Origin of the sequence: Pseudarthrobacter equi, assembly GCF_900105535.1 — a bacterium.
Classification (GTDB): Bacteria; Actinomycetota; Actinomycetes; order Actinomycetales; family Micrococcaceae; genus Arthrobacter; species Arthrobacter equi.
This window is the reverse complement of the sequence record NZ_LT629779.1, coordinates 2407215-2420989: the sequence shown is the minus strand read 5'-3', so window position 1 is coordinate 2420989 and position 13775 is coordinate 2407215. Positions and strand designations below refer to the sequence as shown.

Below are 13775 nucleotides of genomic sequence, written 5' to 3'. Positions count from 1 at the left end.
TTCCGGCTCGCGCCGCAGGACCGGGACGGGCACGTGGTTCGGTAGTCTGGGTCCATGACTGCAGGGGGTGCGGCCACGGAGCCGCTGGTCCACATCAAGGATTTCCGGATGGATTTCGGTGACGCCACCGTCATCAGGGACCTGTCCTTCGATGTGCGTGCCGGGGAAACGTTCGGTTTCCTGGGGAGCAACGGGTCAGGAAAGACCACCACCCTGCGGGCCCTGCTGGGGATCTACCAGCCCACCGCGGGGACGCTCCACATCGGCGGGAAACCCTTTGAACCCAGCGACGGCGCCCGGCTGGGCTACCTGCCGGAGGAACGCGGCCTGTATAAAAAGGAACCGGTTTTGGACGTCATGGTCTATTTCGGCCGGCTCAAGGGCCTGGGCAAGGCACAGGCCAAAGCCTGGTCGCTCGACTACCTGGAGCGCGTTCAGCTGGCGGACAAAGCTGCCGCCAACCTGGACAAGCTCTCCGGTGGCCAGCAGCAGAAGATCCAACTCGGCGTCACCATCATGAACGCCCCCGAACTGCTGATCCTGGATGAACCCACGAAGGGCTTCGACCCCGTGAACCGCCGCCTGCTGATGGACATCATCGAAGAACAGAAGCTGGCCGGCGCCACGGTCATCATGGTCACCCACCAGATGGAAGAAGTGGAACGGCTCTGCGACCGCGTCATCCTCCTCAAGGACGGCACCTCCCGCGCCTACGGCACAGTGGAGGAGGTGCAGGAGCAGTTCGGCGGAACCGTCTACCGGGTGGACTACGACGGTGTCCTGCCCCACTCCACCCTGTACGACATCGCGCTCGACTCGGGCGGGTACGCCGAGCTGGCGCCGCGTCCGGGCTCAGGGCAGGCTGCCGTCCTGCGCGAGCTTGTCACCGCCGGAGTCAGCGTCAGCAGCTTCACCACAGCCCGCGTTTCCCTGGATGAAATCTTCATCAGGGTCTACGGCGAACAGGACCAACCCGTGGAGGCCCGGCCATGAGCCCTGCACCAACACGTTCATCGTCCACTCCGCCTATCCCGGCCCGGCGCCCGGCGGTGCGCTGGCACAACCTGGGCACCGTGGTGGGGTTTGAGTTCTTCCGCACCACCAAAAAGCCGCGGTTCTGGATCGCCACACTGGCCATCCCCGTGGTGACGGCTATCGTCTTCGCCCTGATCTTCGTCAGCAACAGCTCCACGAGCGCCTCCGCGGATGCCCAGAAGAATGCAGCACTGTCATTCACCTACACGGACGCGTCGGGGATCATTCCGGAGGCCGCCGGCCGGGCGGCCGGAGGGACCAGGGCGGCCGACCCGGAGCAGGCACTCGCCGACGTCAAGGCCGGCACTGTGGACGCCTACTTCGCCTATCCGGCCAACCCCACCGCCGAACCGGTGCAGGTGTACGGCACGGACCGCGGCGTCTTTGCCAACGGGACCTACGAGGCGGTGGCCAAGCAACTGCTCATGGTGGCGGCGCAGGCAGACATCGGCTCGCCGCAACTCACGGCGGCAGCCAGCGGGAACGTTAAAGTGGACACCGAGACTTACCGGGACGGGCAGGCATCCGGTGGCTTCGGCGCCGCCGTTCCGCCGCTGATGTTCCTGGTGCTTTTCTACGTGATGATCATCCTGCTCTCGAACCAGATGCTGAACAGCACGCTGGAGGAAAAGGAGAACAGGGTTACTGAAATGATCCTGACCACGCTGAACCCCACCACCCTGATCATCGGGAAGATCATCTCGCTCCTCCTGGTGGGCCTCGTCCAGATTTCGGTGTTCCTGGCACCGGTCATCGGCGGCTTTGCCTTCTTCAGGGACAGGCTGTCCCTGCCGGACATCAACCTTTCCGACGTGGTGTTCGAACCGGGGCCGCTGCTGGTGGGCGCCCTGCTGCTGCTGGGCGGCTTCCTGCTGTTCACCGCAGTCCTGGGTGCCATTGGCGCGGTGATGCCCAACGCCAAGGAAGCCGGCGTGGTCTTCGGCCCGCTGATGGCACTGATCTTCGTGCCGTTCTACGCCATCAGCCTCATCCTGAGTGATCCCCAGTCCCCCATCGTGCAGGCGTTTACCTACTTCCCGCTCTCGGCGCCCGTGACCGCCATGCTCCGGAACGGCTTCGGAACCCTGAGCCCCGCCGAGTCGATCATTGTGATCGCCGAACTGTTCATTGTCGGCGTCCTGATGCTGCGCCTGTCCGTGCATCTGTTCCGCTACGGCTCCATCCAGTACACCGGCAAACTTTCGCTGGCCAAGACGCTGCGCCGCCGTCGGCGCGAGGCCGCCGGCAAGTAGGGCCGCCGCAATAGCGGCCTTTCGGCTGCAGTTAGACTGAGCCCGTGGTGGAAGCAGCGGAGGCCGGGAACAGCAGGGCCACGGCCTACACCACCTTGTCAGCCGGGGAGGACTTCCGGCACGAGCTGGAGATCAAGCGCTCACGGTTCATCACCGTGCTGCGCCGGTCCGGCAGCGAAGACGAAGCGCGATCACTGGTGGCAGACCTCCGCCGCGAGTTCCACGACGCCAGGCACCACTGTTCCGCGTTCGTCATCGGACCGGACCGCGACATCCAGCGCTCCAGCGACGACGGCGAACCCTCAGGAACCGCCGGCATCCCGATGCTGGAAGCCCTCACCAAGAAGGAAACCGTGCCCGGGGCCACGGATCTCAGCGACGTCAGCGCCGTCGTCGTCCGCTATTTCGGCGGCATCCTCCTGGGCGCCGGCGGCCTGGTGCGCGCCTACTCGGAATCTGTGTCCTCGGCGCTGGCCCTGGTGCCCCTGGTGCGGCGCAGCCGGCTGCGGATCTGCGCCATCCCCGTGCCGCACGGCGTTGCCGGACGGCTTGAGAACGATCTCCGTGCCGGCGGTTTTACCATGGCGGGCACCAGCTACGGGGGCAGCCATACAGTGCTCCGCATCGCCGTGCCGGACACCGGCGCTGAAGTCTCCGCTGCGGCCGAACGGGTGCTGGGCCTGACCGCCGGATCCGCCACGCTGGCCCCTGAAGGAACGGAGTGGATTGATGTTCCCAACGCCTGAACCGCCACGCTCCCCCGGCGTGACGCTGGTGGACGTCGATGAACTGGTGCTGGAACAGCTGCTGTCCCTCGCCCACCGGGACGCGTCCCCGGACGAGGTGGCTCCCCCGATGGGCGGGCCCGGCTGGAACCCGGAACGCACGGCATGGTTCCGCAACTACCACCGCGAGGCCGCGGCCGGACTGGACGGAGCGGCCGGGGAAAAGAGCTGGGCGGTCTTCAGCGCCGGCCACGCCGCAGGGTTCGTGCGCCTCAAACGGATCGCACCGGCGGAGGTCCCTACGGCAGAAACGGGCATCTGGCTGGGACGGAGCTACCGGTCCCGGGGCATCGGCACCGCCGCCCTGACGCTCGTCCTCGACCACGCCCGCAGTGCGGGACTCTCCCGGGTCACCGCCCGGACGCTGGCCGGAAACCGGGCCGCCCAGCAGCTGCTGGCCTCAGCCGGCTGCCGCCTCACGCCCGACGACGACGGAACGGTCCTCGCCGTCGTCGACCTCTAAATCCGCAACCGCCTTAAACCAACAGACCCCCTGCCGTGCGGCAGGGGGTCTGTTGTGTCAGCCCCGAAGGGCCGGTGGCAATTAGTTGCCGGTCAGCTTCTCACGCAGGGCAGCAAGTGCCTCGTCCGAAGCCAGGGTGCCGGCACCGGAATCGGTGGCAGCGGGCTCCGAGGAGTAGCTGGTGGTACCCGAGTCGCTGTCACCGGACGTTGCTGCTGCAGCGTCGTCGGCGGCGTGCTGGGTAACCTGCTTCTTGTGGGCTTCCCAACGGGTCTGGGCGTCAGCGTACTGCTGCTCCCAGGCGGCGCGCTGGTTCTCGTAGCCTTCAAGCCACTCGTTGGACTCCGGATCGAAGCCCTCGGGGTACTTGTAGTTGCCCTCTTCGTCGTACTCTGCGGCCATGCCGTACAGAGCGGGATCGAATTCGGTGCTGTCGGCGTCGACGCCCTCGTTGGCCTGCTTGAGGGACAGCGAGATGCGGCGGCGTTCCAGGTCGATGTCGATGACCTTGACGAACAGTTCGTCGCCAACGGAGACAACCTGCTCGGCCAGCTCCACGTGGCGGACAGCCAGTTCGGAGATGTGCACGAGGCCTTCGATGCCGTCTTCGACGCGAACGAACGCACCGAACGGAACCAGCTTGGTGACCTTACCCGGAACAACCTGGCCGAGGGCGTGGGTGCGGGCGAAGGTCTGCCACGGATCTTCCTGCGTAGCCTTGAGCGACAGGGAAACGCGCTCGCGGTCCAGGTCGACCTCGAGGACCTCGACGGTGACTTCCTGGCCAACTTCGACAACCTCGGACGGGTGGTCGATGTGCTTCCAGGACAGCTCGGAAACGTGAACGAGGCCGTCTACGCCGCCCAGGTCCACGAATGCACCGAAGTTGACGATGGAGGAAACGACGCCGGGACGGACCTGGCCCTTTTCCAGCTTGTTGAGGAACGTGGAGCGGACCTCGGACTGGGTCTGCTCGAGCCATGCACGGCGGGACAGCACAACGTTGTTGCGGTTCTTGTCCAGCTCGATGATCTTGGCTTCGATCTGCTGACCGATGTACGGAGCAAGGTCGCGCACACGGCGCATCTCGACGAGGGATGCGGGCAGGAAGCCGCGCAGGCCGATGTCGAGGATAAGACCACCCTTGACAACCTCGATGACGGTACCGGTAACGACACCGTCTTCTTCCTTGACCTTCTCGATGTCGCCCCAGGCACGCTCGTACTGAGCACGCTTCTTGGAGAGGATCAGACGGCCTTCTTTGTCTTCCTTGGTGAGCACCAGGGCTTCGACCTGATCGCCAACGGAGACGACGTCTCCGGGATCAACGTCGTGCTTGATGGACAGCTCGCGGGAGGGGATGACACCTTCGGTCTTGTAACCGATGTCGAGCAGGACTTCATCGCGGTCGACCTTGACGACGGTACCTTCGACGAGGTCTCCGTCGTTGAAGTACTTGATGGTCGCGTCGACTGCTGCGAGGAAGTCCTCAGCGGTACCGATGTCGTTAATGGCGACTACGGGGGTACCGGGCTTCTCGGTGGAGGTGATGGTCATGTAGTAGGGGCTCCGTTGTGGATAGTTAGTCGGTCAGGCCAACCGGCGCGCCCGCGTCATGGAACGCAGGCGCGATTTTCGGGAAATCCGATGGATTCCCCGGGTCATCCTGATTTTATGGATTGGTGTACTGAAGTGTTTTATCACCGCAGAAGCGTGCACGTGGTACACGCCCGTTTATTCTAGTCGCAGCGCGCAACAAGGGTCAAAAGCTGCAGCCCACCGTATCCCCTTTAGCGACCCGCCCGCGGCGGTCCCCTCGCCGGAAGTCCGGCCGCGGAAGCGGTCAGAAGTGGGTGAGGCAGTGTGTTGCCCGCTCAACGGCGAACATCTGCTTGGCCTTGAGTGCGGACCCTTGTGTGGCCTCCCGGATTTTCCCGGCCGCCTTCAGCGTCACCGGGCACACACCGCCCAGGTAGATCGAGGACAACGCGGAGACGTCCAGTTCGAGGTCGGCGGACGTTTCGTCGGGGACGCGTTCGACGGCGGCCTGGCCGCCGTCGACATCAAGGGCGAAGGTTCCGCCGGTGAGGCCGAGGGTGTCCCCGACGGCGAGCACCAGCCGGCCGTCTGCCGGGTAGTGCCTGGCGGCCAGCGCCGCAGGCACGTCGAGGAGCCGCAGCCACAGCATGTCGCGGCTGTCCGAGGCGTCGATGCAGCGCGGGTCCACCAGCGCCCAGGCCAGCGGATCATCCACCGGCGCCTCATTCCAGGAGACCCGCTCCACGAGGTCGATGGCCGCAAGGTACTCCCACAGCTCAAGGTAGGCGTGGTCCGTGGCGGCCACCAGGTCCACCACCTCCACGGTGTAGGGCTCGGTTTCCCAGCCGAGGAACTTGTAGGAGACGTAGCCGTCCACGCCGCCGTCGGCGGCATAGTGGAGTGCCACCTTGATGGCCGGGTCTTCCTTGCCGTCGCGGCCCAGGGAGCCGGAGGCCAGCTGCCGGTACCAGTCCTGCCGCCCGATGGACCCCGGGGTGTTGCGGTGGACGCGGTCGAAGACGGCGGGCGCCACGTCCAGCAGCACCCTGGGGTCGGCGACGTCTATGGTTCCGGTGGCCTGGTGTGCGAGCTTGAACCGCGCCGTGGTGTCCACCTTGATGGAGCGCTCGAGGCTGGCCACGCCGTAGCCGAACCGCCCGTATATGGATCCTTCGGAGGCGGTCAGTGCGGCGACAGCTATGCCGTCGTCCTTGGCACCCTGCAGGTCTTCGGTCATCATGCGGCGCAGCAGGCCGCGCCGGCGGTGCGACGTGCGGACGGTCACGGCTGTGACCAGCTGGGCTTCGAGCATGCGGCCGAAGCCGATGTTCAGCGTTTTCCGGAACGTTCCGAACGTGGCCACCGGAACATCTGCCGGCAGCGACGACGGTGCCACGGTGCCGGTCTGGTAGGCGCCGGTGAAGATGCGGCCGTCCACTTCGTAGGTGGCGAGTGAGCGTTCGCGGTGCTCGGGAGTCCGGGTGGATTCATGGAAGCCGAACCCTACGGCCTGCGCCCAGGTTTCGGCTTCGGCGTACCCGTCCTTGCCCTTGGATACCGCAGGGAAGCGCCGGATGTCATAGTTTCCGCTCAAATCAGCCACAAGGGAGAGCGTAACGAATGCATCCGGCGCCTGACCAGCGCAGACACGCCCGGGCACGGGCGGGCCTGCGCACGCAGCCTAGTGGCCGGCGTCGTACCAGGAGGGCCCGACGCCGATCTGGACTTCCAGCGGCACGCTGAGGTCCGCGGCGGCGGCCATCTGCTCGGTGACCAGAGTCTCCACCGCCGCACGTTCTCCGGGCGCCACCTCGAGGACGAGTTCATCGTGGACCTGCAGCAGCATCCGGGACTTCAGCCCCTGGGCCTGCAGCTCGGCATGCACCCCGAGCATGGCCCGCTTGATGATGTCCGCGGCAGAGCCCTGGATGGGGCTGTTGAGCGCAATCCGTTCGGCGTTCTCGCGGAGCTGGCGGTCCGTGCTGGTGAGGTCCGGCAGATAGCGGCGGCGCCCTTCGATGGTGGAGGTGTAACCGTCCACCCTGGCCTGGTCCACCACTCCCCGCAGGTAGTCACGGACGGCACCGAACCGGTCGAAGTAGTCCTTCATGAGGGTACGGGCCTCGTCCACGGAAATCTCAAGCTGCTTGGACAGACCGAAGGACGTCAGGCCGTACGCCAGGCCGTAGGACATGGCCTTGACCTTGGAGCGCATGGCGCTGGTGACCTGGTCCGTGGGCACGTGGAAGATGTTCGAGCCGACGAACCGGTGCAGGTCCTCGCCGTCCTTGTACGCCTGGATCAGCCCCGCGTCGCCGGAGAGGTGGGCCATGATGCGCATTTCGATCTGCGAGTAGTCCGCGGACAGCAGGCACTCGTATCCGTCGCTGACCACGAAGATGCCGCGGACGCGCCGGCCTTCCTCGCTGCGGATGGGGATGTTCTGCAGGTTGGGGTTGTTGGACGAGATCCGGCCCGTGGCTGCCACGTTCTGGGCATAGGTGGTGTGGATGCGGCCGTCTTCGGCCACTGACTTTTTCAGGGACTCGATCATCTGGCGCAGCTTGGCGGCTTCGCGGTGGGCCATGAGCTGGACCAGGAATTCGTGGCCGGTCTTTTCCAGGAGGTTCTTCAGCGATGCGGCATCGGTGGTGTAGCCGGACTTGATCTTCTTGGTCTTGGGCAGCTGCAGTTCCTCGAACAAGACCGTCTGCAGCTGCTTGGGCGAGCCAAGGTTGACCTCATGGCCGATCGCCGCAAAGGCCTGTTCCTGCGCCTGGTCGATCACCCTGGCGAGGTCGGCGAGCTGTTCGTCCATGCGGTTCAGGTCGATCCCGATGCCGGCCAGTTCCATGTCCGCGAGGACGCGGCTGACCGGCAGCTCCAGCGTGGACAGGAGCTCTTCGGCCCGGCGTTCCTTCAGCTCGGTTTCGAAGAACCGGCTCAGCGCGGAAACGACGGCGGCAGCCTGGACAAGTGCCTCTGCGGCGGCGGCGTCGTTGCCGTCGAAGGACAGCTCCAGCTGGCCTGCCTTGGCGGTTGCGGCCGGCATCCCGACATTGAGGTGGTGCTGGGCCAGCTCGGCGAGCTCGTAGGTGCGCCGGTCCGGCTGGATGAGGTAGCCCGAGATGGACGTATCGTCCACCACGCCTTCGAGCTCCAGTCCGCGGGCGGTAAGTGCCTTCAGCGCGGCCTTGAACCCATGCAGGACCTTGGGCGATTCGGGGTCGCGGAGCCAGGCCGCCAGCTCATTCTCGGTATCCGCATCAAGGGCGGTGAGATCCAGGTAGACGGCGCCGCCCGCACGGACGATGGCCACGCCGGCGGCGTCTTCGCCGATGCGTCCCGGGACGAGGTCGACGGCGAGGGCTGAGCGCTGCCCGTCCCCTCCGGCCAGGAACGCGGCCAGTTCGTCCGCGGTGGCCGGGACGGTGTAGGCGGGCGCCTCAATGCTTTCGCGTTCGGCGGCGGGGGCGTCGTCGTTGCCGTAGAGCGCGAAGAGCCGGCTGCGGATGGTCTTGAATTCGAGCTCATCGAAGAGGTCTTCCAGGGCCGCCTGGTCAGGGCGGGGCTCATACAGGTCATCCAGGGTGACCGGCAGTTCCAGGTCTGTGTGCAGCTGGTTGAGGCGCCGGTTCCGCTTGACGTTGTCCACGTTTTCGCGGAGGGAGTCCCCCACCTTCCCGCCTATGGAGTCAAGGTGTTCCAGGACCCCTTCGAGCCCGCCGTAGAGGTTGATCCACTTGGCCGCGGTCTTGGGACCGACGCCGGGTACGCCGGGAAGGTTGTCCGCGGTCTCGCCCACCAGTGCGGCGAGGTCCGAATAGCGGGACGGCGGGACGAAGTACTTCGCTTCGATGGCTGCGGCGTCCATCCGCGGGATGTCGCTCACGCCCTTCTTCGGGTAGAGGACAAAGACGTTGTCCGTGATGAGCTGGAACGCATCGCGGTCACCGGACACCAGCAGCACCTCGTGGCCGGCCTTCTCGCCCATCGCCGCGAGGGTGGCCAGGATGTCGTCGGCTTCGTAGCCGGGCATCTTGATGGTCTTGATCCCCCAGGCTTCCATCACCTGGCCGATGAGGTCGATCTGGCCGCTCATCTCCCGCGGCGTTTCGTTCCTGCCGCCCTTGTATTCGCTGTACTCGGCCTTGCGGTGGGTCGATTCGTCAGAGACGTCGAAGGCCACGGCAATGTGGGTGGGCTGCTGTTCCTTGATGAGGTTGATCAGCATGGACGTGAAGCCGTGAATGGCGTTGGTGTGTTGCCCGTTGGACGTGGAGAACTTGTCTGCAGGCAGGGCAAAGAAGGCGCGGAACGCCATGGAATGGCCGTCGAGGACCAGGAGCCGGGGCTGGCCGGTCATGGGTACGACGGGAGCGGCAGTGGCTGAAACCGACTCACCGGCTGAGGGGGCCGCATCCTGGGCGGCGGCGCCCTGCGGAAGTACTGGGGATGGAAGAGGGGCCGGTTTGGTTGTTTCACTCACAGGTGCCAGCCTAGTTGGCATGATGGACAATTTCACGCCCGGCCCCTTTGCGGCCGAGCTGACCGCGGCTGGCGTCCCGGAGCACCTGCACGGCTGGTTGGGACAGTTCGGCATCGGCGCGCTGGTGGTGAAAATGGGGATCCGGTTCCTCGAAATGAGCCCGGAACGGACCGTTGCCACCATGCCGGTGGAAGGGAACACGCAGGTGGCGGGGATCCTGCACGGTGGCGCCCACGTGGTCCTCGCCGAAACCCTTGGCTCGTTCTCGGCAGCCATGCACGCCGGTCCGCACCGGCACGCCGTGGGAATCGAGGTAAGCGCCACCCACCACCGGTCCATCGCAAAAGGCCTGGTGACCGGGACCTGCACCGCCATTCACCTGGGCGGCACACTGGCCACACACGAAATCGTTATGACCGACGAACACGGCCACAGGCTCTCCACGGCCCGGATCACCAACATGCTCCGCGACAACGCCCGGGCGTAAGCCCCAGAAGGACGCCAGGAACAACCGGGGCTTATGTTTGGTCGTCAGGCTGGCAGGTGGTCGGCGCTGGCTGCGATTCTCCGCAGTTCGTCAACGTGGGCGCGGAACGCATGTGCTCCGGCTGCGGTGAGGCGGACCCAGGTGCGGGTGCGCGTGTTGACCGCACCCTTGCGGAGCTGAACATAGGACGCCTGTTCCAGTACCTTAAGGTGCTTGCTGAGGACAGAGTCGCTGAGCGCAAGCGCCTCGCGGATGACTCCAAAGTCAATCTCCCCCGCTTCGGCCAGCAGTGCGCAGATACGCAATCGCGTGGGCGCATGGATCACTTCGTTGAAGCCGCCGGAGTCCACTAGCGGGCGCCCCTGACCGATGCAGCGAGCTTGCGTTCCATGGCCGGCCCACAGACCAGCGACAGGACGAATGCCATCACCGCCATGAGGTAGACAAGCCAGTCCACTCCCGTGGCCGCGTGCCAGGCGAGGGCAGCCGCGACAAGAACCGCAAAGGTCCCCAGGTACACGGCGGCGGCCACCCGGCTCCCCCTGTGTGTGTAAACGTCCATAATGACCCGCGACCGCCTGGACTGAAGTACCGGGAGCACGCAGAAAACGACGATGGATGCTGCCAGAGCGGGAGCAGCCCAGCTGCGTGACCCGTAAAGGGCGAGTCCGACGATGAACAGGCCCATGCCCAGGCCCTGGACAGCGTACAGCCACCGAGGGGAACCGATGAAGGGAGCCAGCGACCGCTGTGATGCAGCCACGGCAAGGAGTGCGTCGTGTGCTTGGTCGGGGCCCGGGCGGACGCTTTCGTGTGTCATGCCTCCACCGTAGACTTTCCATAGTGGAAAGACAAGACTTTCCGAAAAGGAAAGTCTTAGTGTGGGCCGGCGCCCGCCAGCAAGTACCGGGACTCCACAATGCCCCTGCCCAGGGTTCGGGAGGCAGTCAGCTCAAGTGGCGGTGTCGGGCCCTGTATGGGCAGCAGGCGCTTGCCGTCGCCCAGGATGACAGGGATGACGGAGAGGATGATCTCGTCCAGGAGACCCGCAGCGGCGAACTGGGCGGCGAGGTTGCCGCCACCCACCACCCAGATGTTCCGGCCCGCGGCATCCGCGCGGAAGTCGTCGGCGAACTCGGTGACGCTGCCCCGGACGAAAGTGATGTCGGAGCCCGGAGGGGCAGCATGCTCGTGGTGGGTGAAGACGTAGCAGGGGGTGGACGGGTACGGCCATTTGCCCGGTTCGTGTTCCATCAGCCAGGCGTAGGTCTCACCGCCCATGACGATGCAGCCCACGTCAGCCATGAAAGATTCGTAGCTTTCGCTGCCGCCCTCGAAACCGTCGAACTGCAGGAGCCAGCCGAGGTCGTCCCCGGAGGTGGCGATGAAGCCGTCCAGGGAGGCCGCGACGAAATACTGGATGCGTGGCATGGCCCAAGCCTAGCCAACGGTGCAGGGCCTGCCCAGTACGCCTGCCGTAGCCCTTGTGCCGGGCAGGACCGCGATGGCCGCCTGGAGGGCGGTGGCTACTTGGAGAAGTACGGGATGATCAGGTAAAGCCCGAAGAGGACCGCAGCACCACAGAGGCCAAAGCAGAGGTAAGCCAGCGACCGCTTCAAGCCTGGAGAGGGCTGCTGGGCATCGGCGGCAATCGCCGTCAGCCGGACACCCAGCGCGTACAGCGTCACCACCGTGGAAGCGGCAATGAGTGTGGCGCCGGCAACTGTCAGGAGTTCCAACCACTTCATCGCTGCGTTTCCTTCGGGTTGGTTGCGTCGGCGTCAGCCGGCGCCTGTGACTGCGGCTCCGTTTCCGCCTGCGGCCTGGCGTTTGCCTTGGCGCTGGCTTCGGCTTTCGCTTTGGCCTTGGCTTCGGCGCGTGCCCGGGCCATGGCCTTCTTCTTGGCGAAGCGGACGGCCTGCCCGGCTTCCTCGACCTCCACGGCGTTGTGGTGGCCCACGGCAGACTTGCGTGAGTAGAAGAACATGAACAGCACAGCGCCTGTACCGGCGATCGCTGCGATGAGGACTCCCACCACGCCGGTGTTGACGAGCAGGGCAGTCAGCGCGCCGACAATGCCGGCGGCCGGAAGGGTGAACAGCCAGCCGATGGCGATCTTTCCCACCATGTTCCAGCGGACGGTGGTGCCCTTGCGGCCCATTCCGGAGCCGATGACGGAGCCGGAGGCCACCTGCGTGGTGGACAGCGCGAAGCCCAGGTGCGATGAAGCCAGGATGGCTGATGCGGTGCTGGTCTCGGCAGCGAAGCCCTGGGCCGGCTTGACCTCGGTGAGGCCGGATCCCATGGTGCGGATGATGCGCCAGCCACCGGAGTAGGTGCCGATGGCAATGGCCAGGGCACAGGCAGCGATGACCCAGAACTGGGGTCCGGTGCCGGGTGCCTGGGTGCCGGCGGCGATGAGGACCAGGGTGATGATGCCCATGGTCTTCTGGGCGTCGTTGGTGCCGTGCGCCAGCGCCACGAGGCTGGAGGTGAAGATCTGGCCCGTGCGGAAGCCGCCGCGCTTCTGCGTCAGCTTGCTGCCGGTCTCGGGATCGTGCCGGGAGGTCAGGGCGTAGGCGAGGCGGGTGCATACATAGGCCACCAGCCCGGCGATAAGGGGGGCGAAGATGGCCGGCAGGATGACCTTCTGCAGCAAGCTCTCCAGGTTGATGGAGTTGAAGCCGATGCCCACGATGGCCGCACCGATCAGGCCGCCGAAAAGTGCATGCGAGGAACTGGACGGCAGTCCCTTGAGCCAAGTGATCATGTTCCAGAGGATGGCGCCCATCAGGCCCGCGAAGATGATTTCCGGAGTGATCGGACTCGTGCCGGATCCTTCGCGGATGATGCCGCCGGAAACTGTCTTCGCCACCTCAGTGGACAGGAACGCGCCCACCAGGTTGAGGAGGGCGGCCAGAGTCACCGCGGTCTTCGGCTTGATGGCACCCGTGGCGATGGGTGTTGCCATGGCGTTCGCGGTGTCGTGGAAGCCGTTCGTGAAGTCGAAAAATAGAGCCAGTGCAATGACCAGCGCCACCATGAAGGTGATGTCCACCTGTTGCCCAATCTGCAGAGTTGGTGTTCAGCAGTTTCCGTACCCCGGCTGCCGTGCACAGCATAATTCACCGGATGTTCGTGGGGAATGTCCTGTGCTGCTAACCAAACCGGTGCGAAACCCTATCGATCGTACGCGCCCGTGGCAGCAGGTCAAAACAGCGATCCGGCCAGGAAAGACCGGACGGACTCCAGTTCGGATGGCGAGATTCCGCGCCGGGGATCCGGGGATACGGCAAGCATCCGGCGGCCCAGCAGCCGCACCCATGACTTCGCCTCCGCCTCGTAGCCGAGCTGGTCATCGATCCACACGGCAGCATCCGGACTGGTGGCTTCCAGGTGGTCCATGATGGCCTGGAGTTTCCACCACCCCTCCCCCGTTCCCGCGCCGGCCGCGGTGAGATACGGCCAGTCCCTGCCGTCCAGGCCGATGGCCCGGCACAGGTACCGGGGTGCGAGCTCCTCCCAGCTGGTGAGCCACACGCAGCGCACGCCATCGGTGCGGGCGATGCTGTTGAGCCCGGTGACCAGCTCCGCGGCGTAGGCCACGGGCAGCAGCCCGGCGTCGGCCCGACGCCACGCAGTACCCCAGCCGGTGGTTCCGGCCGGCCCAAAGGGGCAGATGACGCCGTCGACGTCGATATACAGCGTGCGTGACACGGTGTCC

Annotated in this window: 14 protein-coding genes; 5 read left to right on the top strand and 9 right to left on the bottom strand. The window is 65.7% G+C overall.

The window, feature by feature from the left end; genetic code table 11:
• The first annotated feature begins 54 nt into the window (after positions 1-54).
• The 4 genes from BLT71_RS10845 to BLT71_RS10830 are packed head-to-tail and all read left to right on the top strand — an operon-like array spanning position 55 to position 3536.
• Complete coding sequence (locus BLT71_RS10845) at positions 55-993, top strand: ABC transporter ATP-binding protein (protein WP_091720051.1); 939 nt, start codon at positions 55-57, stop codon at positions 991-993.
• Positions 990-2288: an ABC transporter permease gene (locus BLT71_RS10840; protein ID WP_091720049.1), complete on the top strand. Its 1299-nt coding sequence runs from the start codon at positions 990-992 to the stop codon at positions 2286-2288. The genes BLT71_RS10845 and BLT71_RS10840 overlap by 4 nt, the downstream gene beginning before the upstream one ends.
• 44 nt (positions 2289-2332) lie before the next feature.
• Entirely contained in the window at positions 2333-3034 is a 702-nt protein-coding gene (locus BLT71_RS10835) for an IMPACT family protein (protein ID WP_091720048.1), read from the top strand.
• The gene (locus BLT71_RS10830; protein ID WP_091720046.1) at positions 3018-3536 is read left to right on the top strand and encodes a GNAT family N-acetyltransferase; all 519 of its coding nucleotides are present in this window, start codon (positions 3018-3020) and stop codon (positions 3534-3536) included. The genes BLT71_RS10835 and BLT71_RS10830 overlap by 17 nt, the downstream gene beginning before the upstream one ends.
• A gap of 81 nt (positions 3537-3617) precedes the next feature.
• On the opposite strand, the gene rpsA is transcribed toward BLT71_RS10830, so the two are convergent.
• The 3 genes from rpsA to polA all read right to left on the bottom strand — a co-directional run bounded on the left by rpsA (position 3618) and on the right by polA (position 9399).
• Positions 3618-5093, bottom strand: coding sequence for a 30S ribosomal protein S1 (rpsA, locus tag BLT71_RS10825; protein WP_056078912.1), 1476 nt, complete (start codon positions 5091-5093; stop codon positions 3618-3620).
• A 286-nt stretch (positions 5094-5379) separates the two neighbouring features.
• On the bottom strand, positions 5380-6669 hold the full coding sequence (locus BLT71_RS10820) for a GNAT family N-acetyltransferase (protein WP_407681248.1): 1290 nt from the start codon (positions 6667-6669) through the stop codon (positions 5380-5382).
• 87 nt (positions 6670-6756) lie between these two features.
• Positions 6757-9399 carry a DNA polymerase I gene (gene polA / locus BLT71_RS10815; protein ID WP_231994545.1) on the bottom strand — a complete coding sequence of 881 codons (2643 nt, stop codon included), beginning with the start codon at positions 9397-9399 and terminating at the stop codon, positions 6757-6759.
• 184 nt (positions 9400-9583) lie between these two features.
• Between polA and BLT71_RS10810 the strand changes: the two genes are divergently transcribed.
• Positions 9584-10051 carry a PaaI family thioesterase gene (locus tag BLT71_RS10810; protein ID WP_172829958.1) on the top strand — a complete coding sequence of 156 codons (468 nt, stop codon included), beginning with the start codon at positions 9584-9586 and terminating at the stop codon, positions 10049-10051.
• Between the two features lie 44 nt (positions 10052-10095).
• Here the strand turns inward: BLT71_RS10810 and BLT71_RS20805 are convergent, their stop codons facing one another.
• The 6 genes from BLT71_RS20805 to BLT71_RS10785 form a co-directional block, all read right to left on the bottom strand.
• The gene (locus tag BLT71_RS20805) at positions 10096-10401 is read right to left on the bottom strand and encodes a transcriptional regulator (RefSeq protein ID WP_231994267.1); all 306 of its coding nucleotides are present in this window, start codon (positions 10399-10401) and stop codon (positions 10096-10098) included.
• On the bottom strand, positions 10401-10871 hold the full coding sequence (locus BLT71_RS20800) for a hypothetical protein (protein ID WP_231994265.1): 471 nt from the start codon (positions 10869-10871) through the stop codon (positions 10401-10403). The genes BLT71_RS20805 and BLT71_RS20800 overlap by 1 nt, the downstream gene beginning before the upstream one ends.
• 56 nt (positions 10872-10927) lie before the next feature.
• Complete coding sequence (locus tag BLT71_RS10800; protein WP_091720031.1) at positions 10928-11482, bottom strand: dihydrofolate reductase family protein; 555 nt, start codon at positions 11480-11482, stop codon at positions 10928-10930.
• A gap of 95 nt (positions 11483-11577) precedes the next feature.
• On the bottom strand, positions 11578-11799 hold the full coding sequence (locus tag BLT71_RS10795) for a hypothetical protein (protein WP_056078903.1): 222 nt from the start codon (positions 11797-11799) through the stop codon (positions 11578-11580).
• Positions 11796-13109: an inorganic phosphate transporter gene (locus BLT71_RS10790; RefSeq protein WP_091720028.1), complete on the bottom strand. Its 1314-nt coding sequence runs from the start codon at positions 13107-13109 to the stop codon at positions 11796-11798. Before BLT71_RS10790 ends, BLT71_RS10795 begins: the two co-directional genes overlap by 4 nt.
• Before the next feature lie 152 nt (positions 13110-13261).
• Positions 13262-13768: an HAD domain-containing protein gene (locus tag BLT71_RS10785; RefSeq protein ID WP_091720026.1), complete on the bottom strand. Its 507-nt coding sequence runs from the start codon at positions 13766-13768 to the stop codon at positions 13262-13264.
• Between the last annotated feature and the right edge of the window lie 7 nt (positions 13769-13775).